23 protein-coding genes are annotated in these 24121 nt (G+C 40.7%); 2 read left to right on the forward strand and 21 right to left on the reverse strand.

All coding sequences use genetic code 11. The features are described 5' to 3' along the window. Positions 1-2: 2 nt before the first annotated feature. The 4 genes from PCY16_RS02630 to PCY16_RS02645 all read right to left on the reverse strand — a co-directional run bounded on the left by PCY16_RS02630 (position 3) and on the right by PCY16_RS02645 (position 3059). Positions 3-665: a hypothetical protein gene (locus tag PCY16_RS02630; RefSeq protein WP_048674824.1), complete on the reverse strand. Its 663-nt coding sequence runs from the start codon at positions 663-665 to the stop codon at positions 3-5. Between the two features lie 87 nt (positions 666-752). After that, positions 753-1256, reverse strand: a complete 504-nt coding sequence (locus tag PCY16_RS02635) for a hypothetical protein (RefSeq protein WP_142255245.1) — start codon at positions 1254-1256, stop codon at positions 753-755. A gap of 103 nt (positions 1257-1359) precedes the next feature. Continuing rightward, positions 1360-2304 carry a serine hydrolase domain-containing protein gene (locus tag PCY16_RS02640; RefSeq protein ID WP_048674831.1) on the reverse strand — a complete coding sequence of 315 codons (945 nt, stop codon included), beginning with the start codon at positions 2302-2304 and terminating at the stop codon, positions 1360-1362. Continuing rightward, positions 2304-3059 carry a CppA family protein gene (locus PCY16_RS02645; protein WP_195413538.1) on the reverse strand — a complete coding sequence of 252 codons (756 nt, stop codon included), beginning with the start codon at positions 3057-3059 and terminating at the stop codon, positions 2304-2306. The genes PCY16_RS02640 and PCY16_RS02645 overlap by 1 nt, the downstream gene beginning before the upstream one ends. 266 nt (positions 3060-3325) lie before the next feature. On the opposite strand from PCY16_RS02645, the gene PCY16_RS02650 reads away from it, so the two are divergent. Next, positions 3326-3904 carry a CPBP family intramembrane glutamic endopeptidase gene (locus tag PCY16_RS02650; protein WP_229056624.1) on the forward strand — a complete coding sequence of 193 codons (579 nt, stop codon included), beginning with the start codon at positions 3326-3328 and terminating at the stop codon, positions 3902-3904. An 89-nt stretch (positions 3905-3993) separates the two neighbouring features. Here PCY16_RS02650 and gla read toward each other — a convergent pair whose 3' ends face one another. Then, positions 3994-4857 (reverse strand): aquaglyceroporin Gla, encoded by an 864-nt coding sequence (gene gla, locus PCY16_RS02655; protein ID WP_195413536.1) that lies wholly within the window; start codon positions 4855-4857, stop codon positions 3994-3996. Positions 4858-4977: 120 nt separating this feature from the next. Between gla and PCY16_RS02660 the strand changes: the two genes are divergently transcribed. Next, positions 4978-7245 carry a Xaa-Pro dipeptidyl-peptidase gene (locus tag PCY16_RS02660; RefSeq protein WP_195413535.1) on the forward strand — a complete coding sequence of 756 codons (2268 nt, stop codon included), beginning with the start codon at positions 4978-4980 and terminating at the stop codon, positions 7243-7245. A 197-nt stretch (positions 7246-7442) separates the two neighbouring features. Here the strand turns inward: PCY16_RS02660 and PCY16_RS02665 are convergent, their stop codons facing one another. The 16 genes from PCY16_RS02665 to pbp2X form a co-directional block, all read right to left on the reverse strand. After that, positions 7443-7739, reverse strand: coding sequence for a bacteriocin immunity protein (locus PCY16_RS02665; protein WP_021152512.1), 297 nt, complete (start codon positions 7737-7739; stop codon positions 7443-7445). Positions 7740-8511: 772 nt separating this feature from the next. Continuing rightward, positions 8512-8913, reverse strand: a complete 402-nt coding sequence (locus PCY16_RS11220; protein ID WP_324250387.1) for a hypothetical protein — start codon at positions 8911-8913, stop codon at positions 8512-8514. Between the two features lie 329 nt (positions 8914-9242). Further along, positions 9243-9410: a hypothetical protein gene (locus PCY16_RS02670; protein ID WP_002884432.1), complete on the reverse strand. Its 168-nt coding sequence runs from the start codon at positions 9408-9410 to the stop codon at positions 9243-9245. A 283-nt stretch (positions 9411-9693) separates the two neighbouring features. Continuing rightward, positions 9694-10095, reverse strand: a complete 402-nt coding sequence (locus PCY16_RS02675; RefSeq protein WP_070575405.1) for a hypothetical protein — start codon at positions 10093-10095, stop codon at positions 9694-9696. Between the two features lie 17 nt (positions 10096-10112). Next, positions 10113-10340, reverse strand: a complete 228-nt coding sequence (locus tag PCY16_RS02680) for a Blp family class II bacteriocin (RefSeq protein WP_070575402.1) — start codon at positions 10338-10340, stop codon at positions 10113-10115. Positions 10341-10499: 159 nt separating this feature from the next. Next, the gene (locus PCY16_RS02685) at positions 10500-12245 is read right to left on the reverse strand and encodes an ABC transporter ATP-binding protein (RefSeq protein ID WP_195413534.1); all 1746 of its coding nucleotides are present in this window, start codon (positions 12243-12245) and stop codon (positions 10500-10502) included. Further along, entirely contained in the window at positions 12238-13995 is a 1758-nt protein-coding gene (locus PCY16_RS02690) for an ABC transporter transmembrane domain-containing protein (RefSeq protein ID WP_048790205.1), read from the reverse strand. The genes PCY16_RS02685 and PCY16_RS02690 overlap by 8 nt, the downstream gene beginning before the upstream one ends. 49 nt (positions 13996-14044) lie before the next feature. After that, positions 14045-14491, reverse strand: a complete 447-nt coding sequence (locus PCY16_RS02695) for a hypothetical protein (RefSeq protein ID WP_229056623.1) — start codon at positions 14489-14491, stop codon at positions 14045-14047. 102 nt (positions 14492-14593) lie between these two features. After that, on the reverse strand, positions 14594-15121 hold the full coding sequence (locus PCY16_RS02700; protein WP_048790203.1) for a VanZ family protein: 528 nt from the start codon (positions 15119-15121) through the stop codon (positions 14594-14596). A 1-nt stretch (position 15122) separates the two neighbouring features. Further along, positions 15123-16232, reverse strand: a complete 1110-nt coding sequence (gene rlmN, locus PCY16_RS02705; RefSeq protein ID WP_096832658.1) for a 23S rRNA (adenine(2503)-C(2))-methyltransferase RlmN — start codon at positions 16230-16232, stop codon at positions 15123-15125. A gap of 63 nt (positions 16233-16295) precedes the next feature. Beyond that, entirely contained in the window at positions 16296-17018 is a 723-nt protein-coding gene (locus tag PCY16_RS02710; protein ID WP_048790202.1) for a YutD family protein, read from the reverse strand. Between the two features lie 54 nt (positions 17019-17072). Then, a complete protein-coding gene (locus PCY16_RS02715) occupies positions 17073-18428 on the reverse strand; it encodes a bifunctional UDP-sugar hydrolase/5'-nucleotidase (protein ID WP_048674863.1) in 1356 nt (451 codons plus the stop codon). Between the two features lie 273 nt (positions 18429-18701). Continuing rightward, positions 18702-18932: a Blp family class II bacteriocin gene (locus PCY16_RS02720; RefSeq protein WP_002884558.1), complete on the reverse strand. Its 231-nt coding sequence runs from the start codon at positions 18930-18932 to the stop codon at positions 18702-18704. 479 nt (positions 18933-19411) lie between these two features. Further along, complete coding sequence (locus PCY16_RS02725) at positions 19412-20755, reverse strand: DEAD/DEAH box helicase (protein ID WP_195413533.1); 1344 nt, start codon at positions 20753-20755, stop codon at positions 19412-19414. Between the two features lie 72 nt (positions 20756-20827). Then, positions 20828-21850: a phospho-N-acetylmuramoyl-pentapeptide-transferase gene (gene mraY, locus PCY16_RS02730; protein WP_002891748.1), complete on the reverse strand. Its 1023-nt coding sequence runs from the start codon at positions 21848-21850 to the stop codon at positions 20828-20830. A gap of 1 nt (position 21851) precedes the next feature. Next, a complete protein-coding gene (gene pbp2X, locus PCY16_RS02735; RefSeq protein ID WP_037602531.1) occupies positions 21852-24119 on the reverse strand; it encodes a penicillin-binding protein PBP2X in 2268 nt (755 codons plus the stop codon). Positions 24120-24121 lie beyond the last annotated feature (2 nt).

The following is a 24121-nucleotide window of genomic DNA, read 5'->3' on the forward strand; positions in this document are numbered from 1 at the left end:
GCTTAAGCTTCTTCTTTTGTCGCAAATATAGGATAACCATGCTCGACAGCTAGAACTGTCACATTTTTTCTAGCTTTTAATCTCTCTGTGATTTTTTTCCAGCTACGATTTCCCATAATGATAACGATCATCGTTACCATATAAACTAAAAAAGCAGGATATCTAGCAAAGTCGGTAAATGTCAATTTTAAGGACTCCAGAATTTTCCTGAGTATAAAGGCGTAACCAATCACAATATGAGTGAGTGCACAAAAGTACCCTAAACATATAAGCAAATACTCTATTTGAAGCTTCTTGGAACGCCTCTTGTAGAGCAACTTATAGTCTTGACCATACTTTTCAAACACAGGAAAATGAATATCAAACCCTCTTCTCATACGAAGGACTTTTAAATCGGGTTGGGCACGATACCCAAGGCAATGAATCAGTTTGTATAGTAGTTCTCTTATCAAAATATAAAAAGAAATAATAAGGTTAGATAACAAGCTAATAAATACCAAAACTACAAAAGAGTCTACATCTCTATCCGTCGTCAAAAAAATGATCACCACTGTAAAACACATACCACAGACAAAGAGACTACTCCCGTTAAGCATGCAAAAGAGAAGACTCAGAAACCAGGAGACAAATCTACTTTGTTTAGGTGGCTTAAGCGACCGTTCCATTATGAACTCCTTCTTCATGATTCCAATCAAAACATGGTAATTTTTGATTAACTTGGTGAGCCCTTCGTATAAGCATCACTTTAGTCTTTATTTCTTTAGAAAAATAGGGTAAAAATACTCCTCTGAGATAACTTTTAAGTTAAAATAACGGACAAAGTGACTTTTCAGATGTATGAGCCATCTTACAGAAAAAATCAAAACACCACATAAGAGCAAGAAGATTATATAGCCAACTTTTCCTAAGGTGAAGCTATAACCGATTAGAATAACTAAGATGATTAAGAGGTAGAGTCTACCAAGAGTCGCTAGGAAATAAAGAAATTGATGTCTAAGAGAGCGCTTATCATATAGTATTTTGTAGGCATCTGTCGTTTTTTCAAAAAATACTATATATGACGTTCTACCTCGGTAATCCTCTTCTCCAAAGGGGCGGGCATGGTAACCACAGAAATGAAAAAGTTTAAATAAGATGCCATTCCACATCCTATAAAATGTCACAACCAAAAGTATGACAGCAATAACTTTTGGAATATCCACCTTTTGCCCGACCTGACCAACACCAAATAGATGCTTCAGCCATACAAATGTCACATAAGACAAGACTATCAAACATATCTTCAAAAAGATAAACAATTGTGTCGCCCCGACACTAATCTCACCTTCTAGAGGATTAAAAGATGTCCCTCTTCTATTTTTATTTGTCAGAATGTACCAACTCCTTCTTCATTATCTCAATTAAAACATCTCTGTCCTTAATCCATTGAGCTCTCTCATCCTTGTAGTAAGTACGATTACTGAGGAAAATCGCCGCACGTTGAGCTGGGATGTTAATCAGAACAAAGGTACCTGTATAACCAGTATGAAGAATCCACTCTCCTTGAAGGTCCCAAGCGACACTACGTTCCTTGTTGGATTGGCTGATATTCTGCGTCATATTTTTAGCAAAATCATCCGTCAAATAGTGGTTAACAAAAATCTCTAAGTCTTTTAAGGTTGAAAAGAGACCTGCCGACCCTGTGTGTTCTTTGAGAACTCGAGCCTTGGGATCATGAACAGTCCCACCCGGAACCCCCTCAACAGTTGGAACAGCAAGGTCAACTGGCCCAAACCGTGTTTCAGACATACCAAACGGTTGGAAAATTTCGGAGTCAAAAAGCTTATCCAGTGTTTGTCCTGAGACTTTCTCAAGCATCAAACCTAGGAGAATAAAATTAATATCTGTATACAAGAAAGGTTTATCAGCCTTAACTTTGATAGCATTAATAGCAGCAATCAAGCCAGCTTGGTCTAAGTCATCACGATTTGGAATAAAAGGATCAATTCCGCTACTGTGAGAAAGAAGCTGACGAAGGGTTAACGTCTTATCCACTACTTCAGGATAGTAAGTCGATAGTTTCTCATCCAAGTCCAATTTTCCAGCCTGCAAGTAGAAAAGACAGAGGGTCCCAACTCCGACTACCTTGGAAACACTAGCCAGATCATAGGTCAGTCCTGGAACTACCGGATGATTTCCATCCTGAGTTCCTAGATAATGCTCCTGCCAATCTTGTCCGTCATAAAGTGCAAGGCTGGCACCTGGAAAGATGTCAGCCTTGATGTAGTCTGTAATTGTTGACAATGTTTGTTGAAAATTAGTCATTACTTTGTAAACCAAACCTCAATATTGCTCATGTCAGTGAGTGCGAGCAAGTTCCCTTTGCTGTCTAGGTAACTTGAGAACTGTTCCTTTTCAAGTTTCTCATGCAAGGCAACCAAGTCGTAGTCTTCAGCTACCTTAAATTCTAGAATTTCCAAATCCCAAGTCTGGTCTGGACTCACTTGGAGGTCAGGACCTTCTGCTTTCTCAAAGTGGATAGACAAAGGCAATTCTTCGCCAAAAAGATTGTCGTAAAAGAAAGCTGCTTGAGCTGTATCAACAACGTTCAAGGTCAAAGACTCAACCGTAAAGTCTGACACTCCTTTGAAATCTTCTTTTTCTTCAACATCTGCGTACTCGACTGTCTTGAGAGTAGACAAGTCATCTTCGGCATGCATCAAAATAAGACCATTCTCAGGTGAGATTGTTTCAAAAGCATACCCTTTTTCCCCTTGGAAAATAGCCTTGGCTTGGTGATCATCACGCGCCAAAAGGTACTCAATCTCAAGTGGATCTGAAACCTTGATAACCACTTTATTAATTTTCTTAGGGCCTTCAACCGCACGGCAACGGTAAGCTGGTGACTCCTCAATCACAAAAAGTGAGTTACGGTCTGTCCAATCTGTGAAGACCGCAAGGGCATTTTCCTCAGTCAAAAGCTTAAATCCTAATGTATTTTGGTAAAAATCAATATTTTCTTGTCTGTTATTCACACGAAAAATTGGTGTGTGAAACTTAAAATTCCCTGATTGCGTCATGACAACCTCCATTCTTTTCTATTTTATCCGAAAAGAGCCTATGTGACAAGGATTTTCCTAAGAAAAAACAGGATTGTAATTTTTTCACATTCTTTCACATAAATTATGAAAATCATTATATTATATTTACCTTAGGACTAGCTATTTCCTCATTTTAGAGTATAATAGAGTCTATGAAAACTCTTGTCAATAATCTGGCATTTAGACATGCCTATCAGGGATTTTTTTTACTGCTGATGATAGCTATCCCAAACATCACCTTAGGTATGACAACCTTATATAACAATCAAACTGGGTTGACCTTCACTAGCCTTGAAAGCTGGGGAATTATCGCTGTCAATCTCATTATTTTTTACATTACCTATCTTTGGGCTAAGAGTGAAGGTTTGGTTACTCACTTTAGACTAGACCGCAAGGATACTAAAGCTATTATCTGGGGCTTTGTTCTTATTTTTCTGATGGGAGTTATTGGGAGCAATCTTATGCTACTGACCCACACCAACTACCATGCAGAACTTCAAAGAACCCTTACGACAACGCCTATCCTACCAGTAGCCATTAGCATGATGACTACAGCCTTCTTGCAAGAACTACTCTTTCGCAAGTGGATTTTCACTTGGTTAGCCCCTTATTCGACAGTTGCTGTTTTAGTGAGTACCGGTCTCTTTTGTCTCTTCCACATGCCTACCAATCTTGCCCATCTCCTCCTTTATATCGGAATGGGTTTGGCCCTCTCTATGGTCTACCAAAAAAGAGAGAACTTATCTACAAGTATCACACTTCATGTTTTGTGGAACCTTTACACCTTAGGTGCTACAATTCTGGTTATGACTACTCCTATGTGACTGAGAATGCTTTCTCAGTTTTTTTGTTACGTTCAAAATTTTAAGCATAAAAAAATCTGAAGCATTGGCTTCAGATTTTTTATTATTGATTAAAGATAGAGGGCTTTGAACAAGTATACTCCCAAAAGTCCTGCAAGGATTGGCGCCACAACTGGAACCCAAGCATACCACCATTTAGAATCACCTTTGTGCTCACCAAGAACTGATGTTGGCAAGATGTGGTGAAGGAGACGTGGCATCAAGTCACGGGCTGGGTTAAGGGCTGGTCCAGTAGGTCCACCGAATGAAAGAACCAAAGCGGCAACCAAGAAACCAACACCGATGTGAGCTGTTTCAAGAGCTCCGTGGAACTGTCCGTCAACCATTTCTTTAGTGTAACCAACAGCAAGAGCTTGTTGGGCAAGCTTGTGACCAAAGTAGTTATTCGTCAAGGCAAGGGCACCAAAGAAGAGGAGGAATGATCCTGCAAACTCATTGACAAAACCATTAATACAAGCACGTTTGTGATTTTCTGGAGTGTCATCATGATCGTCAACTGCTGAGATCGTTGAGAAGGTACCAAGAATATTGTTAGGGTTCTCAGTTTGTGCATAGTAAGGTTGGTGAACCCAAACCACAATAGCTTGACCTGCGAAGGCACCGAGAAGTTGTGCAACAAGGTATCCAGGAACACCTACCCATGAGAACAAGCCAGAAGCAGCAAGTCCAAGTGTGAAAGCAGGGTTGATGTGGTTACCAGAAACATCACCAAACATAAGGGCTGGCATCATAACACCAAAACCATAACCAAGAGCGATAACAATCCAACCAGACTTGTTACCTTTTGTTCCCGTAAGCTCAACGTTGGCAACAGCACCATTACCAAGTGCTACAAGAAAAGCAGTCGCGATAAACTCAGTGAGGTATTTCAAAACCCATTCACTGGTGAACGCTTCTTTTAAAAAATCATTCATTTGTCTCTTTATTTCCTTTCGATTTTACAATAATTTAGACATCTATCATTTTATCAAGTATAATGTCTGATGTAAAGATATTTCTGAAATGTTTACGTATTATTTTTGAGGTTTTTGAATATGAAATTTAACCAGTTTAGTTACATCCCTGTTAGTCCTGAAATTGCTTGTCAGGAACTCCGTTCTTTGGGCTTTGAAGTCTCTCTAGATGCTAGTGCCAAGGCCAATTTTGAAGCCTTTGTTCGCAAGTCCTTCCTTTTCTTTGAAGATACTGATTTGGCTTTGAAAAATTGGATTGCTGATACAGAGACTGACCTCCTAACCTTCTTCCAATCAGACCGTTCTTTGACTGCTGATGTCTTTGGTTTGGTGGCTCTTCAACTGCTAGGATTTGTCCCTAATGTGGACTTTACAGACAGTGCGGCTTTCCTAGAGAAAATGGCCTTTCCAATCAATTTTGATGGTAGTCTTAACAACCTGCATCAATTGTTGGCGACACGCACACAGTCTGGCAATACCTTAATTGATCAGTTAGTAGCTCAGGATTTAATCCCTGTAAGTAATGACTACGTCTTCTTTAATGGTAAGAGCTTAGCAACATTTGACACTAATCAGCTTCACCGTGAAGTGGTTTATGTCGAAACACCTGTAGATACTGATAAAGACGGGCAGTTAGACTTGGTCAAGGTGACTATCTTACGTCCTGATGTGGACTTCCCAGTTCCAGCCATGATGACAGCAAGCCCTTATCAACAAGGGACTAATGAGCCTGCTTCAGATAAGCTCACCCACAAGATGGAGGGAGACTTGCTCGTCAAACCAGCAGGTAAAATCTCTCTTAGACAACCTGAAATCAAGGTACCAAAGGCAGACCTTACGCCTATCAATCCTGTCACAAAGGCTCAGGAGCGTTTTGCTCACACAGATACCTACACACTTAACGATTACATGTTAGCTCGTGGTGTGGCCTCTATCTATGTATCCGGTGTCGGTACCTTCAACTCAGAAGGTTTCATGACCTCTGGAAACTATCAACAGGTTCTGGCCTATAAAGCTGTCATTGACTGGCTCAATGGTCGTGCACGCGCCTTTACTAGCCGTAGCAGACAGCATACAATCACTGCTGATTGGGCTTCTGGTAAGGTGACTACTACTGGACTTTCATACTTAGGTACCATGTCCAACGCCCTTGCTACAACTGGCGTTGACGGTTTGGAGATGGTAATCGCTGAAGCAGGTATTTCTTCTTGGTACGACTACTATCGTGAAAATGGACTCCTCGTTAGTCCTGGAGGCTACCCTGGTGAAGATCTCGACACCTTGACTGAATTTACCTATTCTCGTGCCCTATTAGCTGGAGAATACCTACGCCACCAAAAGGACTATGAGACCTACCTCAAAGAGCTAAGCAAAGCCATTGATCGTACGCACGGAGACTATAACCAGTTCTGGCATGACCGTAACTATGTGCAATTCGCAGATCGTGTCAAAGCCACTGTTGTCTTTACACATGGTAGCCAGGATTGGAATGTCAAACCGATTAACGTCTATCAAATGTTCAATGCTCTTCCAGACTCTCTTGAAAAACACCTCTTCTTCCACAATGGTGCCCACGTTTACATGAATGCCTGGCAGTCTATTGACTTCCGAGAAAGCATGAACGCCTTGATTTGTCAGAAACTCCTTGGTTTGGATAATAGCTACACACTGCCTACAGTCATCTGGCAAAACAACCAGTCTGAACAGACTTGGGAGGTTCTCGATAACTTTGGGCACGACAATGGTAAACACATTCAGCTTGGTGAGACTGAAGCTAGTATCGCTAACCATTATGAAGAGGAAATCTTTGCCAAATACGGTAAAGCTTACCAAAGCTTCAAAGACGACCTCTTTGCAGACAAAGCCAATGCCATTACCTTGGACTTTGAACTGGACCAAGACATCCAGATTAATGGCCGTGTCCACCTAAAACTCAAGGTTAAGTCTAGCACAAACCGTGGTCTCATTTCGGCCCAAGTTCTAGAAATGGGTGACAAGAAGTATCTCGCACCTATTCCCGCACTCAAACGCATGAATTTAGATAACGGCCGTCTCTTCAAGGAAGAAGCCTTACGTGAATTGCCATTCAAGCAGGCAAAATATCGTGTCATTACCAAAGGACACCTTAACCTGCAAAATCGCAAGAACCTCCTTAGCATTGAGAATGTCACTCCAAATGAATGGATGACTATCGGTTTGGATTTGCAACCAACCATCTACAAACTCAACAAGGGCGACAAACTACGACTCGTTCTCTATACCACAGACTTTGAGCACACCATTCGTGACAATAGTGACTATGAAGTAACTGTGGACCTAAGCCAAAGTCAGATGACATTGCCTTATTAGTATTTATCGCAAAAATCCCATAGGATGAGAACTCCCATGGGATTTTTTTATTGTGTGGAAATAAACAAGATTTAGTCTTCAATTTTTACGATTCATTTTAATATTATTTAAACAAATGATGTAGCCAAGACAATGGAATAAGACAAATTCTCAATGAACAACTCAACCTTAAAACCAAGAAATCTTCCCTAATGACATCAATAGCCATAACGAATCGCTAGCAATTTTCGCAACTCTGCCATTCGCTCCTCGATAAAGGGAGACAAGGTTAGCTGGTCTTTTCTGACCACTTCGGATATTTCCAGTGACATCCTGCTTAAGATATAGGGAGTGGCTGAACGAGAGTCTGCAAGTTCCGTTCGGTAAGAGTGCAGGACCTGCTTCAAATCAGCATAATCTGGCTTATCTCCAATAGTTTCAATTACTTCATCGATGATAGCTACTGCTTGTTCTCGTCTCTCTTTGCCTCCTGCAAACCATTTAAGTCCTGTCATTAAGAAAACCTCCTTATTTCTTTTAACTAATTTTTCAATCACATCTTTAGTATAGCACCCTGATAGTCATTTAAAAGCCAGCGTCCCAAAAAATAGCTATAGGTCCTAAATGGTAGCCAAATCCAGATTGGATGCTGACTAGATAGAGGATTTAAAGCTATATTCCCAATGACTACTCCTAAGATTGCTGATAGGAAACGTAACGAACGTAACACAGCAGAACTAAATTTTTGTAATATCACCATGGTCATTCCTTTTCTACTAGAGTCATTTACATAAACTACTAGGGCGTTATCTAAAGAATGATTGGCTATTATTCTGAATCTAGAATAGCTAAAACCTCGTATCTGTCACATTACTTGTGCTAGATTAGAGTAACGACATCACTTCTCATTTCTAAAAATCAGCTGACTAAGATCATCAGAGAACGATAAAGAAACATAGAGTGACAAGGTGTAAAATAAAAATGTTCTTTCTTGATGCCAGAAAAATGTTATCACACATTGAATACATACAGCCAAGATAACTTGTAGGATAAATTTTATGTATTTTCTAGAAATAACAAATTGTTCCAATAGTAATCCTCCTTTCATGACATTTTTTGAAAACCCAGACCTTGCAGGTTTTGTCTATACGGTAGAAGAATTTCTTTCAAGCCATAGAAATCCTACTCTAATTTTCACATTTTTTATTAATCACTTTCTTATTATAGCGCTTTTATGCACTTTATGCAACGTAAATTGAATAATGTCACAAATGGTTACTATATTTTCTATCTTTTAAAATATTTTTTGACTTGCAAGTAAGCTAGAAAATCACAGAGAATTAACAAAAGCATTAATACGGCTAGTACTATACGGTCTGTGGTATCACTGAATGTTAGTAATGTGTAAAACTCTACACAAAGCACTAGCAATGAGATGACAAGAAAGACAATGAAGGACTGCCGTATTGTTAACGGATTCACTGAATCTGGACGTTTCTTAAGCATACGGCAGAGCAGACCATTTACCAAAATGACTACTAAAGCTAGTGCTCCGACTGCTAACCAAATCTCTGGAGAGGTCTTGCTGTTGTAGAGAGAAATACTGGTACTTATAAGGAAAACTGCCAGTACAGCAGTGACGACCCTAGAAAATCGCAATACTCTCGAACTAACATTCTTTAACTTCATGATAAAACACCTAAATTATGAATAACCTCAGTCAGTCTTGTAAACTGAATAAGCTATTACATTTAACTCTATTCCTTTCTGTATTTTTTTATACTGCTGTAAGATCTCAAGTAAGCCCTTAACGATTAAATTCTACTGGAGATGTAATACAATAGCGTCATTAGCACTGATATTTTAAATAAACGAATATACATATCTTTGTCTTTTCTATTACAAAGAAAAGCAATCAAATATAATACAATCTCCGCTATCATTAGCAAGAATAATTTTACTTCGGGAACATCAGAAATAAGCATTTGCAAGCACCTCACGTTCAAAGGGGCAAAAGGTTACTTTTTAAACTGTGCCCATTTTTTAAAAAGCAGACTATAAAGAAGCAAGGTTAGCCCCAACAAGTTAATGGTATGGTGGACTGCATCCAAACTTCTAAATAGATTAGCGAGGCCCATTCCTATGAGAATGGTAGCCAGTAAATACGGTTTTGAGTTTTTGAACATACTTTTCTCCTTAAAGTGTTTTTAGCTTTCTGTGCAAAGCTATGAGTTTTATTATAGATTGGAAGCCGATAAAAAAGTAGTGACATAAATGTCACCACTTGTCTGACCTTATATCCTTGATAATCGTACACATAAGAAAGAGAAATAGACATAGCCCAATAAGATTTAGGCATTGAAGTCCAAAACTCAGTTTTTCTTCCAAGTTATGTAAGGCAACAAGGACGAAGCCCATAGACATCATTAGAGACACTAGGCGTTTTTTAGTCATGAGTATGGATACCTTTTATCTTTTGAAATATTTTTTAACTTGAAAATAAGTAAGAATATCAAATAAAATCAATAAAAGCATTAAAATAAATAATACAATGCGATCCGTAAAGTCCGTTAGTGTTAGTAGTTTGAAAAACTCGACACACAAGACAAACAATGAAACACTAAGGAAAATACCAAATGATTGTTTTAGCGTCAAATAGCTTTTTGTTACTGATTGTTTTTTTGATAACCGGTAAAAAATAATGTTGATCACTCCTACGAATATAGTAAGCAAGCCTAATCCAAACAGAATCCATACCGGAGTCACTTTTTCATAAAGGTAAAAACCTAAATTAATGAGAAGAACAACTATTGCAGCACTTCCTAGTCTTAATAACTGTAATGCTACTGCATTATTATTTTGTAGTTTCATAATTAGTAAATTTTTAATTAATGTGGGAAAGCATAACCAAGACCAGCTCCGACAACTCCACACCCTACAATAGCATAAGGTGCAAGCGTAAAGAGTGGAGCACCTGATGCGGCACAGAAATAAATTCCCTCAGCAGCACCACTAGCGCTACTAGATAAACGGTCCCAATTGACTTTTCCACCTTCAACATTTGCAAGTGCCTCGAGATCGAGTGTTTCAAAAGTGTTAATTGTTTGTGTTGTCATTCTAACAACCTCCTAAAATATTATTTTTTAGCTTTTTCTCTCAAGCTATGGTTTTATTATAGGTTGTAGGCCAACAAAAAAGTAGTGACATAAATGTCACCACTCGATTTTGATTTTTAAGAAATCTTTTCGAATATAGAATCTATACTCTAAACTATCTTACTCTCCTTCCATTGCACCTGCTTGTAGGCTGTACATCTTGTGGTAGGTACCGCCGAGGGCTAGGAGCTCCTCATGGCTACCGTGTTCGATGATACGCCCCTTGTCTAAGACGTAGATGCAGTTGGCATCTTGGATCGTCGATAGGCGGTGGGCAATGGCAATGGTTGTACGTCCTTGACGCATTTTTGCAAGAGAGTTTTGAACAATAGCCTCTGTCTCCGAATCAATATTGGCTGTCGCTTCATCCAAAATCAAGATTTTAGGCTGGCTAGCAACGGTCCTAGCAAAGGCTAGAAGCTGACGTTGGCCAGTTGAAAAACTTGAACCTCGTTCAGAAACTGGAGCATCGTAGCCTTCTGGAAGTTTGTCGATAAAGTGGTCGGCATCCACAAACTCAGCAGCGGCTTTGATCTCTTCATCAGTTAAATCTTGATACATGGCAATATTGGATTTGATTGTACCATGATAGAGAAAGGGTTCCTGAAGGACAAGACCAATGTTCTTACGCAGCTCTGCCTGACTATAATCGCGAATATCTACACCGTCAAGAAGAACTCGTCCTGATTGGAATTCATAAAAACGCATGAATACGTTGATAATAGAGGATTTTCCGGAACCTGTAGAACCAACAAAGGCGATGGTCTCACCTTTATTGACAGAGAAGGATATGTTATCTAAAATCTGGTGTTTACCATCATAGGAGAAAGAGACATTTTCAAAACGAATATTCCCCTCAGTAACCTTGGCATCTGTGTCTCTCTGTTCAGGCTCATAGGTACGCTCGTCAATCAAGGCGAAGACCCGACCTGCTGAGACCATCGAGGTTTGCAAGGTTGAGAAGTTTTGTGTCACTTCAATCAAGGGATCAAAGAGGCGGTTAATGTACTGGATAAAGGCATACATGGTCCCCGCTGTGATACCTAGATAGATGCCACGATAGCCAAAATAGGCCATAAGAACGGCATAGCCCAGGAGCTTCAGTAAGCTCATGGCTGGGCGTAGAAAGAGAGAATCCAGTGACATGGAACGGCTAGCATAAATCAGGTGTTCCTCATTAATAGCATCAAACTCTTTTTTGAGGCGTTTCTCTTGGTTAAAGGCCTGAATGATGCGAATCCCTTCGATACTCTCTGATAGTTTGGCATTTATATCTGAAAGCAAGGCTCTGGTCTTTTCAATGATAACCACTGATTTTTTGCGGTAAAGGTTAACCAAAAGGACAATCAGAGGAAGAAAGAGCACAATAAGCCCGGTCAGACGAATGTCCAAGATCATCATGGTGTAAAGGGTGGTAACAAAGATAAAGATAGCCGAAATAAAGCTAGACAGAATCCCTGAGAACATCTCGCTAATAGTCTCTGTATCATTGGTCAAGCGAGAAACGATAGAGCCTGCTGGAGTTTTGTCAAAGTAAGACATACCTAGTTTCTCCATATTGGCAAAGGCATCTCGGCGTATATCCCTGACAATACTGTAGGACACACGCGCAAAAAAGAGATTTCCCAAATACTGGACTAGCGTCTGCAAGAGATAAAGCCCATAGTAACCAATCAGAATCAAGCTTGCCGCCTGATTAACATCATGCAGATAGTAGTCGATAAAATAAGAGGCCACAAGGGGAATGATACTCTTAATAATCGTTGTGGACAAAAGGAAGGTCAAAGCTAGAAAGGTCAAGAATTTGTAAGGCTTGAGATAAGTCAAGAGACGCTTAAACACAGACCATTGGTTTTGATTAGGCATCAACTTCTCCTCCTTCCATTTCTAACTGTTGAGACTCATAGGTCTTGGCATACCAACCACCCTGAGCTAGTAAGTCCTCATGACGGCCCCGTTCAATGATACGACCATTTTGCATGACTAAGATGAGGTCAGCGTGCACCACCGCACTAAGACGATGGGCGGTAATGATCGTCGTCTTATCCTTGCGGGTATGTTTAAGATTGTCAATAATGGAATGTTCTGTCTTGGCATCAACCGCAGATAAGGAGTCGTCCAAAATCAAAATGTCTGGATCCAAAATCATGGCCCGACTCATGGCCAGACGTTGTTTTTGACCGCCTGATAGGCTAACACCCTTTTCACCAATGATCGTTTCAAAGCCTTCAGGCATATCCTTGATATCATCATAAACTTGAGCCAACTTAGTCGCTTCTTCCACCTTTTCAAAGGCGAGGTCAGGATTACCAAAACGAACATTGTCTAAAATGGAACTGGCAAAGAGAAACTGGTCTTGAGGAACATACCCCATCAAGCTACGCAAGTCTGATAGGCGATAGTCTCTGATGTCATGGCCATTTAAATAGATGGCTCCTTGATTAACATCGTGCTCCCGCAAGAGCAACTTGACAAGGGCCGTCTTTCCTGAGCCAGTCTGTCCAACCAAACCAAGGGTTTGGCCCTTGTCCAAGGTGAAATGAATATCTCGCAAAGTATCCTCATCCTCAAAAGCAAAGCGGTCAATCGCATATTCTAAGCGACCATTTTCGATACTTCGGAGAGGATGTGCAGGATCTTGAACATCTGATTCCTGCTCCAGAAGATTTTCAATACGTTGGTAGGATACATTTCCCCTCTGTGTGATATTAAAGAGGAAACCAATGGCCATCAAAGGCCAAACCAACATATCCAAATAGGTAATGAAGGTTACTAAATTTCCGACCGTTATCTGATTAGCCTGAATCATAAAGGCCCCGACAAGAAGGGTTAAAACATAAGATGAGCCAACAAAGAGCAAGACCAAAGGATCAAAAAGGCTGTCATACTTCATGGTATGCATATTCTTTTTAAAAGTCATCTTATTGGTCTCTTGGAAGGACTGAAGCTCAGCCTCCTGATAGCCAAAAGACTTGGTTACCTTGATCCCTGATACCGACTCCTGAACCTTATTATTAAGTTCTGAAAAGGCTGCCTGGGATTCTCCAAAAGCTTTATGGGTCTTGCGTCCCAAACGACTAGTCGCAAAAGCCATGAAGGGTAGGGGTAAGACAGCCACCAGGGTCATCTGCCAGGAAATGCTGAAGAACATGGTGATTAAGGTTACCAAGGCTGTGATAGACGCATCTACGGCTGACATGACACCCCCACCAGCCAAGCGGGTTAAGGAGTTGATATCATTAGTTGCATGGGCCATGAGATCCCCAGTTCGGTACTTTTGGTAAAAAGAAGGCGACATCTTGGTAAAATGCTCAAAAAGGCGTGACCTCATAATCTGACCCAAGCGATAAGAGGTCGCTAAGATATACATCCGCCAAACATAGCGCAAATAGTACATTCCTAAAGCTGCCAAAAGCAAATACACAAGATTCAAAAGCAAGATCTGATTGGTCAATTTCCCCGATGTAATAGCATCAATGACCCGCCCCATAACCATAGGAGGAATCAGATTGAGTAACGAAACCAGACTCAGTGCCAAAATCCCGACAATATACCGGCGTTTTTCTAACTTGAAAAACCACCAAAGTTTTGCAATGATTGATTCTTTAAAAAACAAGTGATTCCCCCTATCCTTACAAACGAGTGATTATAATTCTAACAAAAGGTTATTTCCAATAGCGATAAATTGTACCATCTTCTAACTGAAAGTAACCAATATAAGTCAATTTCCCAAAATCAGTAGACTCTGGCAATTGATAAGCAAAGGAGTCAAAATTATAGACCTTGTGCCCATCGTCAATAGAGTAGCTATCCTTATCGTGGATAACTGATTCGTCCTTCTTGGGGTTCCAAATGCGTCTGATTTCATCAGATGTCTTATACTCTCTGACAAAATTGTATAATTCAAAGTTAGTTGCCTCACTGAGATAGCGACCATCGGTGTTGTAGTTGGCTAATTGAGGCTCTCTCTTAGACTCAGAATAATTCCAAACCTGTCCTCTTTCTCGCATGATATCGGCATCACGGCCACTTTGATAAGTATCTGCCTTAACCATCGTCATTGTTGCTCCTAACGTTAATACGGTGACTACTGTCATCATTAAGTGTTTCATTGTTTCTCCAAAAGTGTTTATTCATTTTTCCCTCTTTTGAATGTGTTGTATTTGTATGATAGAAAATAAGTGAAACCTGAGACGCGTAGGGTCCCAGGTTTTTTACTCTTTAAAATGCGTTTGAATCAGTTTTACAAGGAAGCGGTAGACACCTAGTGCCACCAAACCTCCCAAAGTATTGGTCCATAAATCATCTAACTCAAAGACACGATTAGCATCAATGAGAAGGTCTAGAATGACTTGTCCAACCTCAATCGTCAAAGACATGATAAACGTGGCTAAAAGGACCCTTTGCCAAGACCTGAATCTGGGGTACAAGGCTAAAAGTCCTAAAATCAGCGGACTCAGCAAGAAAATATTGGTCACATTTTGCCCAAGCACAAAGACAATCTCTTTAAGACTATCCAACTGATAAAAGTTGGTCAAACTATTGAATGGGGTCAAGAGGACCACCACACGACCAAAATGTTGAATCCCAGGAGTTTCAACACCTTCAACTAGCCCGTACTGGGGTGTCCAACATAGGAGCACTAAACAAAGGAGATAAGCACAAACCAAAACTTGGCTTGCTTGTCTTCCTTTTAGTGTCAGTTCTCCATCCTTATCTACCCAAGTCGTCAGCTGAAACATCTTATTTACCTTCTGATTTACCAGAAGCTTCTGCTACGGCCTTTTGACGGTCACGTTTCATAGTGTTTGAACGCAATTGTCCACAAGCAGCATCGATATCTGTACCGTGTTCTTGACGAACGACACAGTTAACCCCGTTTTTCTTGAGCACATCGTAGAAGGCCGCCACACGTTCCTTGGTTGAACGACTATATTGGTCGTGCTCTGATACTGGGTTATATGGAATCAAGTTGATGTATGACAACTTACGGATTTTCTTAGTCAAATCAGCCAACTCTTGAGCGTTTTCAGGGTGATCATTGACCTCATTAAGCATGATGTACTCAAAAGTTACACGACGGTTGGTTGTCTGGATGTAATACTCGATAGCTTCAAAGAGTTTTTCAAGTGGGAACGAGCGGTTGATACGCATGATGCTTGAACGAAGGTCATTGTTAGGCGCGTGAAGTGATACGGCGAGGTTAACTTGAACACCTTCGTTAGCAAATTCCTTGATTTTTGGTGCCAAACCAGATGTTGATACGGTAATGTGACGCGCTCCAATGGCAAGACCATTATCATTGTTAATGGTACGCAAGAAACGAAGCACATTGTCATAGTTATCAAATGGCTCACCGATACCCATAACAACCACGTGGCTTACACGTTCACCGTCGCCACGATCGTCAAAGTATTTTTGTACCAACATGATTTGCGCCACAATCTCACCAGCAGTCAAGTCACGTTGTTTCTTAATCAAACCACTGGCACAGAAAGTACAACCGATGTTACATCCAACCTGGGTTGTCACACAGACAGACAAACCATAGTGTTGACGCATCAAAACCGTCTCAATCAACATACCATCTGGCAATTCAAAAAGATATTTAACGGTACCATCTTTAGATTCTTGAACGATACGTTGTTTCAATGGGTTCACACAGAAATTCTCATTCAATTTAGCAATGAAATCCTTAGAAATGTTAGTCATTTCTTCGAAAGATTGCACACGCTTCTTGTAGAGCCAATCCCAAATTTGAGTAGCACGGAATTTCTTTTCACCGTGTTCCATAGCCCAATCAATCAACTCGTCACGAGTAAGACCATAAATAGAAGGTTTGTAGCCTTCCATATCCTCTAACTTCTGACGTTTACGGCGTTCTGGTTTTGCTTGTGTTGTTACTTCTGACATAGTTTAATTTCCTTTTTTTCTGATTGTGAAATGCTGACCATCTGACTTGGTCTGGCTTTGTTTCTTCGATGGGGTGTTTTGACCTTTAGATTTTGGAGCTTGCTTCTGACTCTTCTTGAAGTTAGGCTTACGCTCACGACCACCGTCCTCGGATCTAGATTTGAACTTAGGGCGACGCTTGATTTTCTCAAAGCTTGGACCCTCTTGATCCCTATCTCTTCGTTTGGACTTGTCTGGCTTTTGCTTAGCAGAAGCTTTTTGTCCTTTATTCTTTTGAGAAGCATTGCGCTCTCTAGATTCCTGAGAAGCATTACGACGATTATTAGAACGACGGCGCTTGCGACGAGGTTCTGTCTCCTCTTCAAAGACGATTAATTGCGGCTCTTCATTTTTCAAAATAAAGTAGGCGCAACCAAAGGCACAGTATTCACGCAAATACTCCGACAATCGGCTAATGCGGTCTGTCTTACGCGTATTAGGGCGCTCGTCCTCGTAAAATCCCTTAAGGCGAAGCTGATCATTGGACCAGTCCCCAACGATATAATCATACTTGAGCATGATTTCAGAAAAACGTTGCCCAAAGCGGGTAGCGTCTAAAGCATCCTTGTGATTTTCAAGAACTGTAAACTGACAGGCATCTGATTTCAGAAGATCAGCCACATACACAAAGTCTGGCCCTGGATATTTATTATAATTAAACATTTCTGGCAAGATTTCTTTACGCATGTGCCATCCTTTCTGCTCTCTCTTATTTTCTATCATGATGCTGTAATAAAGTCTCTATATCTTATCCCAATTGGCACCATTTTTTCCTAAATACTTGGCCACAAGTTCCCTTAACAAATCTGGAAAAAGAAGAGTAACTTCCTTTTCCTTAATTGTAGGAAAGTAAGAAGCAAAGTAGTACTGGTCCACAAGGACCAAACTAAACTTCTCATTGGAATCTACAACCCTTCTATTATACAACAAATTACCGTTTTTGTAAGCAAAATTCCCCGTGATTACTTCACCAAATGTCTTCCCTCTAAATCCCATACCTTTAATAGCTTGATTTTTAAGGAGTTCAGCCTTAGTAAAAACTTCCTGACAGATTTCTTTGAGCTCTTGTCCTGTCACGACTAGACGAGCCATCCGCATCTGATGAGGAAGGGCTTCTTGCAGGTCTGCCATGGTCACTTGAGGACCCAAAGTCTTCATGATGAGTCCAGTATTTAAAAGCGTTAATTGGCTATGAGTCTCCTGACAAACAGCCTGCAAAACCAATTGACAGGTCTCATCAAAATCTAGTTCTCGACCTAGATTAGCTACTTTTTTCTGAGCTAAACGACGATGGCCTTCCTCACGCATAGCCTTGATAAAGGCTTCGTCCTCCTTGTCTAAATCCAAGATGTAGGACTTGGTGGGGATAGCCTCAATCTGACACTCTATCAATTGCCCATTTTTCACAGTAAGGTCAATACAGCCAAGATAATAACCATATCTGTCAGCAGCTGCTAAATAGGTTTCATTGACTAATTTGCCCTCTTCAAAAAGGTGATGCGTGTGGCTTCCGATGACAAGATTTACCTGTGGATAAGTCTCTGCAATCTGCTCATCATAACGTACACCTAGGTGGCTAAGAACGACGACTATATCTGCATCCCTTACCTCGGGACGAGCCAAATCCTCTTCCAACCGAGCCATAGGCTCTAACACTTGCCAACCGTTGGGAGCATAGGTGATGTAATATGGGAAGGTATAGGCCAAGAAAGCAATGTTTGTACCTGCTTTAGTTTTGTGGATAAGATAGGGCTTAGCCCATTCAGGTTGTCTCCCCTCATCCTTGAGATTTCCTATGATCGGCTGAAACTTAGCCTGCTCATAAAGACAGTCTAGCTCCTCCTTGGCCAGACCAATCCCCTCATTATTTCCAATAGTCGCATAGTCTATCCCCAACTCATTCATCAGGGCTACATTAAAACGCCCGGCTGTCGCATCAGATAAGGGATGGGACTTATCCACATTGTCCCCAAGATCTACCTTGATCAACTCTCTATCTGTCTGACTCAAATCATCCACAGCTCGCTTGAGTTGTGGATACTGTTCAAAATGAGAGTGTAAATCATTGATATGAAGAATTCGAATCTTGTCTTTCATGACTCCTATTGTAGCACTTTTGCTATAAAAAAACTTGACAATCATTCTGCCAAGTTTTTACATGCTATTTTTCAAACAGGAACGTATTCCTAGTTAACTTTCTTTTTAACATATTCTTCTGCGAGATGATAGACGTCATCTGCTAGGGATATACTGACATAGATGCACACAATTGAGAAAATTTCTCCTCTAAAGTGTTGCCAAGCAAAGAATATAAGCCCATAAATTAGGAGAGCAAGTACTATTTGGCCAAAAAATTGACTCAGTAATCGCCTAATAACGACAAATAAGTCCATAAGTAATCCCATCTTTAATACCATAACCAATACCCTTTAAGGCTGCACCTTGCCAAGTACCTGTTTGAATACCACCTTTAATGGCTCCTCCAACAGCCCCGACGCCTACGGCAGCTGTAGCTCCCCAAAAACTACATGCTCCACCCTTAACAGTAGAAAGATCTTCGGAATTAAGTGAGTTAAAATTGTTAATGATTTGTGTCGTCATTAAAACAACCTCCTTTAAAATATTTTTTAGCCTTTTCTCAAAAGCTATGATTGTATTATAGATAGAAAGCCAACAAAAAAGTAGTGACATAAATGTCACTACCTGATTTTGAGAGTTGACTCAACTAATAACCTCAAACTTACACATTATTTTACTTTAAACGGAAAGCTTCTTAAAAATGGCTGTGATAAAACTATTTAAAATCTGTCATAGTTTCAGTTCTTAAGACAGCCAATTATTTTGCGAGTGTAGTGAGCATATACTGAGACTTGTCACTGTGATAATGACGACTAAGACTTTGTAGTCATAAGCGTTGGGAAGTTTTGAGACCTTAGGCTCAAAAGAAAAATATATCTTCAAACTAAATAAGGTCTTTTGAGTTTCCAAAAAGTTTGATAATAATCAAAAAAGCTGAAACACTTTGGTTTCAACCTCTTGAATTTTTAAATTAAAATTTGCTCTCACCTAGAAGCCAATACTTAGAAACTTTGCTTCTTAGCTTTACGCTCAGCACGCTCCTTCGCACGATTAGCTGCACGACGCTCACGTTTGCGTTTCTCGTCAACCTTCCACTGAATTTTCTTCTTGTAGCCAGGTTTGATTTTTTTCTTTTTCTTCTTAACCAAACCGATCATTTCCGTATCAAGTTTTTGATAGGCTTTTTCACGGTTGGCACGACGGTCACGGTCATAGGTATCTTGAAACTCGCCGTCCTTATAGACTTTAGGTTCAAAGGTAATCCCCATCTTTTCAAGCTCACGAATATCTGAGTCGTCACTTGGTTGATAGAGGGTAATGGCTGTTCCTGACAAACCATTACGTCCTGTACGTCCTACACGGTGAACAAAGAAAGACAAATCCTGAGGGATGGCATCATTGATAACATGGCTAACCCCTTCAATATCAATCCCACGCGCTGCAAGGTCAGTCGCTACAATGTACTCAAAATCAAGCTTCTTGACTTGATTCATGATACGCTTACGTTCACGTGGTGGAATACCTCCATGAATTTTGGCAACCTTAAGACCATTTGACACTAGGTAGCTGTGCAAATCGTCAGCACGTTCCTTGGTATTAACGAAAATCATTGCCAGGTATGGTTGCATCCCCTTAAGCATCTCAAGAATCTGTTCATTCTTGTTGCGCCCCTTGGTAGATACCAACCAGTTATCAATGGTATCTGCAATAACTGTTGAAGTTTTGATTTGTTCCATGACTGGATTGGTCAAATACTTCTTCAAGAATGGTTGCAATTTTTGAGGAATGGTTGCTGAGAAGACCAAAATTTGCACTTCTTTAGGAAGACTTGCCGCAATCTTATCCACAGTATCCAAGAATCCCATGTCCATGGTCATATCAGCTTCGTCAACAACAAAGGTATGGGCCTTGTGGATAGCCAAGTCACCAGACTTAACTAGGTCATAAATACGACCTGGTGTTCCGATAACAATATGGGGTTGGGCTACCTTGAGCTTCTCAATCTGACGTTGCTTGTCTGTACCACCCACATAGTTAACCACACGAATTTCTGTATCAGAGTGTTTAGCAATCTGTTTTGTCGCTTGGTAAATTTGTGTCGCCAATTCACGTGATGGCGCTGTGATAACAACTTGAACATCACCACTCTTTGGATTGAGCTTCTCAAAAATTGGCAAGAGGAAAGTATGTGTTTTCCCTGAACCCGTCTTTGATTCACCAACCAAATCACGACCTGAACGGACTACAGGAATCAATTTCTGCTGAACAGGTGTTGGCTCCTTAAACTTAATCTCGTCAAGAGCCTCCTGAATAAATGTTTTAAAATTAAAATCTTTAAATGACATGTTTACTTCTTCTTTTCTATCTAGTCTATCCCTATCATTATAACAGAAAAAGAGCATTTCTGCTCTTTTCATTTATTTCATAACGTTTCCAAGAACCATCCAAAGGGTAATGGCACTTGCAAGTGCTCCAACTGTCCAAAGGAAAGCATCAACCTTCCACTCTGACCATTTGTCACCCTTACCTGAAAGACCACCCAACTCGAGGTGATGGTGGAATGGTGTCATACGGAAAATACGACGACCTTCACCATACTTACGCTTAGTGTATTTGAAATAGCTGACCTGTAGCATGACAGAAGCTGTCTCAAAGACATAAACCACACCAATCAAGAGTAGGGTCCACTCTACACGTAGGGCAATAGAGATAACCGCAAGCATAGCTCCAAGTGACAAGGAACCGACATCTCCCATAAAGACCTTGGCTGGCTTGTGGTTAAAGACGAAGAAGCCAAGAAGTGCCCCAATCATAGTGATAATGATAGTCAAGATAGCGAACTCACCCTTGACAAAAGCGATAATTCCATAGGCAATCAAGCTGATAACCACAGAGATAGAAGCTAAACCATCAATACCGTCTGTCAAGTTCACAGCATTTGAGAAACCGACAATCCAGAATAGGACAAAGAGAACATAAAAGACACCGAGATGAATGGTTAATCCACCAATAGCTAGGCTATCTGTCCCACTAGGGAGTACGTGGATAAAGTAGAAAAGCAAACCCGCAATAATCTGCAAGGCCATCTTTTGCCAAGGTTTAAGTCCCTCATTGATTTGACGGAAAATCTTAAGGAAATCATCAAGGAAGCCGATGATTCCATAAATCAAAATTACAAAGAGAATCCCTACTGTAGCACCATAGGCTTGGTGGCCCTCGCTAAAGACGTGGAAGTTAAAAATCAAGCTAACCAAGATGGCAACCACTAGGAAGACTGTCCCTCCCATAGTTGGTGTTCCAGCCTTAGCCAAATGCTGCTTCACATCTTCATGCATTTGTTGGCCACCGATTTTCTTGATTTTGTAGTAAGTAATAAAGTGAGGCATGGCGAGCACCGTCAACACAAAGGCGGCCACACCTGCTATCAGACTCATAGTCATCTTAGTCTCCTAAAGTAATGGTAATCTTCTTGGTTTTAGACAGGGCTTTTCCTGCCGCAACACTTTGTTTGGTAACAGTCCCTGACTTGCCACCCTTATAAGTAACTTTAATGCCTTTCCATTTGGCAAAGGTTTCAACGTTCTTCTTGGTCCAACCATACATGTCTGGAAGTTCTGTGAAATCATTGGTCATGATAAGAATCTGTTCATTAGCCTTGATATTGGCTTTGGCATCTACAGAAACCTTCTCAATCTTATCACCAACACCCAGAACAATCGGATGAATCAAGTTTTGACGAAGGGTGTTAGCTGTCTCGCCCGGACTCTTACCGATAATATCGCCGGTTTGATAGCTCGTTTCATCGGTCTTTCCACCACCTTCAGAAACAGAGGTATCAAGCGTATCACCCATGGACATAGCTTCTTCTAGGACAGGGTTAACCACCGTCGCATAAAAATTATTATCCCAGGTCTTAGGTTCCTGAACTGTTACATACATAACATATTGTGGATCATCAGAAGGAACCATAGCTACAACTGAGTTGAGCGTTTCGTTGGTCCCAACTTTATAGGTTCCTGTTTTTTCATCGGCCACTTGGGCTGTTCCTGACTTAACCGCAACATCATAGTTACCAACCTTAATGATTGGCGAACCTTCAGACTTGTTGTACAGGGTACCAAACTCTGGGTCTGTACCAACAGAAATCATATAATTACGGGTCTCAGAAGCAGCCTGCTTGGAAACTGGCTTACCAATAACTTCTTTCTTAGCCGTACGAACAGTGCCTTGGTTAACATCTGCAACTTGTTTGATAAATTGAGGTTCCAACATAACACCATTGTTAGAGATAGCTGAAAAAGCACGAAGCATCTGAACCTGAGTCACTGAAATCCCTTGTCCAAAGGATGATTGCGCAATATTCACAGAGTTTCTTGAGACAACCCCTGAAGATTCACCTACCATCCCAAAACGGGTTGGAAGTCCAAACTTATAGAGTGATAGGTAGTTTGACCAAACCTTGTCTCCCATCTCTTGTTCCAACATGGTCATCAAAACGTTACTTGAATAAGAGAAGCCTTGAGCAAATGACATGGTTCGGCCTGACGAGATACCTTCATTAATAGACCAGTCATTGATTTCAACATCATCAACCTTGATACCGTTGGCATTGCTATAGGTCGCATTAGGATTGAAACTTCCGTTATTGATAGCCGATGACAAGAGCATGACCTTCATGGTTGACCCTGGTTCATATTGGGCCTCATAAAGTCGGTTAACCCAGTCATAACTTTTCTTGGCTTGTCCTTCGAGGGTATCAGAGTTATAGGTAGGACGTTGTGTCGTCGCAAGAATTTCACCTGTTTTTGCATTGACAACTGTCGCTGAAGCATTGACACCTTGCGTCTGCTCCATAAAGGTATCCATCTGCGTTTCTAAGAAGGTTTGGAGAGGCGCTGACAAGGTTGTATAGATGTTCTTACCATCGATAGCTTCCTTGGTAATGGTTTCCGTACCTAGAAGCGTATTACCGTTTTTATCCTTTTCATAGATGGCCTCTCCATCTGTTCCAGTCAAGAGGCTATTGAGCGAGCGCTCCAAACCAGTTTGACCAATTAAAGAATATGAGCCGTCTTTTTTATTTTCAACAGCTTCGGCACGACCAAGAAACTCTGACGCGAAGGTTCCATTAGGGTACATTCGTGACGTTGTTGCTTCAAAGGCCATCCCCTTAATTCCCGCATCTTTAAAGGCTTTTTCTAGTTCTTCTTTAACAGAGTAGGTAATTCCCTTCCCCTTTAGCCCAAAGGAAACCTGGTAGGCACCCTTAGTACGCAATTGGGCCAAGGAATCACTCTTTTCAATTCCTAGCTTATCCTTTAAAATATCAGCAACCTTGTCAAACTGACTATCTTGGACATAGAGTTTTTCTTGAGTCGCTGATACATAACTGGTCGACACGATAGCGTAAATGGCATAACTGGTTGAATCCTCAGCCAAAACATTTCCATTTCGGTCGTAAATCGTCCCACGCTTGGCAGCCACCGTGGTCTTAGTGTTATAAGATTTAGCAGCCTGGGTAGACAAATCGACACCAAACTTACTGTCTGTCCCGATAATCACCACAAAGTTGATAATAAAGACGAAAAAGATAAAGATGCTGAGAACCATAAGGTTCTGACCAACGTGCTGTCGATTCTGGGCTGGCTTTCGCCTATCCCTAACGACATAGTTTAGAAATAAATGTTTAAGTTTTCTTAATCTGTTCATTG

It is taken from the genome of Streptococcus sp. SS4 (assembly GCF_030440125.1).
Taxonomy (GTDB): domain Bacteria; phylum Bacillota; class Bacilli; order Lactobacillales; family Streptococcaceae; genus Streptococcus.

What these genes read in the sequence shown, in the direction of transcription:
- PCY16_RS02630 (WP_048674824.1), bottom strand. Translation starts at nt 665, where the DNA reads ATGGAACGGTCGCTTAAGCCACCTAAACAAAGTAGATTTGTCTCCTGG.
- PCY16_RS02640 (WP_048674831.1), bottom strand. Translation starts at nt 2,304, where the DNA reads ATGACTAATTTTCAACAAACATTGTCAACAATTACAGACTACATCAAG.
- PCY16_RS02645 (WP_195413538.1), bottom strand. Translation starts at nt 3,059, where the DNA reads ATGACGCAATCAGGGAATTTTAAGTTTCACACACCAATTTTTCGTGTG.
- PCY16_RS02650 (WP_229056624.1), top strand. Translation starts at nt 3,326, where the DNA reads ATGACAACCTTATATAACAATCAAACTGGGTTGACCTTCACTAGCCTT.
- gla (WP_195413536.1), bottom strand. Translation starts at nt 4,857, where the DNA reads ATGAATGATTTTTTAAAAGAAGCGTTCACCAGTGAATGGGTTTTGAAA.
- PCY16_RS02660 (WP_195413535.1), top strand. Translation starts at nt 4,978, where the DNA reads ATGAAATTTAACCAGTTTAGTTACATCCCTGTTAGTCCTGAAATTGCT.
- PCY16_RS02665 (WP_021152512.1), bottom strand. Translation starts at nt 7,739, where the DNA reads ATGACAGGACTTAAATGGTTTGCAGGAGGCAAAGAGAGACGAGAACAA.
- PCY16_RS11220 (WP_324250387.1), bottom strand. Translation starts at nt 8,913, where the DNA reads ATGAAGTTAAAGAATGTTAGTTCGAGAGTATTGCGATTTTCTAGGGTC.
- PCY16_RS02670 (WP_002884432.1), bottom strand. Translation starts at nt 9,410, where the DNA reads ATGTTCAAAAACTCAAAACCGTATTTACTGGCTACCATTCTCATAGGA.
- PCY16_RS02675 (WP_070575405.1), bottom strand. Translation starts at nt 10,095, where the DNA reads ATGAAACTACAAAATAATAATGCAGTAGCATTACAGTTATTAAGACTA.
- PCY16_RS02680 (WP_070575402.1), bottom strand. Translation starts at nt 10,340, where the DNA reads ATGACAACACAAACAATTAACACTTTTGAAACACTCGATCTCGAGGCA.
- PCY16_RS02685 (WP_195413534.1), bottom strand. Translation starts at nt 12,245, where the DNA reads ATGCCTAATCAAAACCAATGGTCTGTGTTTAAGCGTCTCTTGACTTAT.
- PCY16_RS02695 (WP_229056623.1), bottom strand. Translation starts at nt 14,491, where the DNA reads ATGAAACACTTAATGATGACAGTAGTCACCGTATTAACGTTAGGAGCA.
- PCY16_RS02700 (WP_048790203.1), bottom strand. Translation starts at nt 15,121, where the DNA reads ATGTTTCAGCTGACGACTTGGGTAGATAAGGATGGAGAACTGACACTA.
- rlmN (WP_096832658.1), bottom strand. Translation starts at nt 16,232, where the DNA reads ATGGAAGGCTACAAACCTTCTATTTATGGTCTTACTCGTGACGAGTTG.
- PCY16_RS02710 (WP_048790202.1), bottom strand. Translation starts at nt 17,018, where the DNA reads ATGCGTAAAGAAATCTTGCCAGAAATGTTTAATTATAATAAATATCCA.
- PCY16_RS02715 (WP_048674863.1), bottom strand. Translation starts at nt 18,428, where the DNA reads ATGAAAGACAAGATTCGAATTCTTCATATCAATGATTTACACTCTCAT.
- PCY16_RS02720 (WP_002884558.1), bottom strand. Translation starts at nt 18,932, where the DNA reads ATGACGACACAAATCATTAACAATTTTAACTCACTTAATTCCGAAGAT.
- PCY16_RS02725 (WP_195413533.1), bottom strand. Translation starts at nt 20,755, where the DNA reads ATGTCATTTAAAGATTTTAATTTTAAAACATTTATTCAGGAGGCTCTT.
- mraY (WP_002891748.1), bottom strand. Translation starts at nt 21,850, where the DNA reads ATGACTATGAGTCTGATAGCAGGTGTGGCCGCCTTTGTGTTGACGGTG.
- pbp2X (WP_037602531.1), bottom strand. Translation starts at nt 24,119, where the DNA reads ATGAACAGATTAAGAAAACTTAAACATTTATTTCTAAACTATGTCGTT.